The organism is Streptomyces sp. NPDC051172 (genome assembly GCF_040682555.1).
In the GTDB taxonomy this organism is placed as follows: Bacteria; Actinomycetota; Actinomycetes; order Streptomycetales; family Streptomycetaceae; genus Streptomyces.
In genome coordinates this window covers 1-1,247 of the sequence record NZ_JBFBBE010000388.1, presented here as the reverse complement: position 1 = coordinate 1,247, position 1,247 = coordinate 1, and the positions used below count along the sequence as shown (strand labels likewise).

The 1,247-nt window shown below is 69.7% G+C and carries 2 protein-coding genes; both read left to right on the top strand.

Going from position 1 to position 1,247, the window contains the following annotated elements:
* On the top strand, nt 1-681 hold a 681-nt coding region (locus AB0N07_RS51355), incomplete at its 5' end, for an ABC transporter substrate-binding protein (protein WP_365847929.1).
* Nucleotides 678-1,247: ABC transporter permease subunit (locus AB0N07_RS51350; protein WP_365847927.1), on the top strand; the 570-nt coding region annotated here is incomplete at its 3' end. The genes AB0N07_RS51355 and AB0N07_RS51350, both read left to right, overlap by 4 nt.

Sequence of the window (1,247 nt, the reverse complement as noted above, 5' to 3'; positions counted from 1 at the left end):
CTCGTCCAGCCCGGCGTCCTGACGGTATGCTCCGACATCCCCTACCCGCCCTTCGAGTTCGAGGAGAAGGGTGAGCTGACCGGCTACGACATCCAGCTGGTCGAGGCGGTGGCGGAGAAGCTGGGTCTCGGGGTGAACGTGATCGACTCCTCCTTCGAGGCCATCGAGTCGGGTGCCTCGCTCACCGGCTGCGACGTGAACGCCTCGTCGATCTCCATCACCGAGGCCCGCCAGCGCGTCATGGCCTTCACCCTCCCCTACCTCGACGACGACCTCGTCCTGGTCGCGAAGAAGGGCTCCGGCATCACCGACGTCGAGTCCGCGAAGGGCCGCCGGATCGGCGTGCAGGCCGCGACCACCGGCGATGAGTACGCCCAGCAGAACGGCCTGAGCCCCGTGCAGTTCGAAGACGGCGGCATGCAGATCCAGGCCCTCCAGGCCGGCACCGTGGACGCCGCCCTGGGCAACCAGTCCGTGCTGCTCTACTCGCTCAAGGACGACGATCGCTTCGAGGTGGTCGAGTCGCTGCCCACGGGCGAGCAGCTCGGCATGGCGGTCGGCCCACAGAAGGCGCAGCTCGGCTCCGCCGTGAACCGCGCGCTGCAGGAGCTGCGCAACGACGGCACCGTGGCCGAGCTCCAGGAGCGCTGGTTCGGTCAGGCACAGGAGGACTACCGATGAGCACGCAGACCCCCGTCTCGCCCGCACCGGCCATGAAGCCCGGCCGTGCGCGCCGCCGTCGCCGGCTGTCCCTGATCATCCAGGCGGCCGTCTTCGTCCTCACCCTCGTCGTCCTGGCCGTCCTCATCGACTGGGGCGCGCTCGCCGAGAACGTCCTGAACTTCCCCGCCGTGGCCCCGATGTTCCCCAACGTGATCCTCGTGGGCCTGGGCAACACGCTGTTCTACACGGTCACCTCGTTCGTCGTCGGCCTCCTGGGCGGCATCGTGCTCGCGCTCATGCGCCTGAGCTCGTTCGGCCCGTACCGGTGGCTGGCCACCGCCTACGTCGAGTTCTTCCGCGGCGTCCCCGCGCTGCTGGTGTTCCTCGCCTTCGGCTACGGGGTGCCCTTCGCGTTCGGGGTGTCCTGGCCGATCCCCGTCGTCGTGATGGTGGCCCTGGGCATGGTCTCGGCCGCCTATATCGCCGAGACCCTGCGTGCCGGCCTGCAGGCCGTGCCCCGCGGCCAGATGGAGGCGGCCCGGTCCCTCGGCATGCCGACGTGGCGGGCCATGGTCACCATCGTG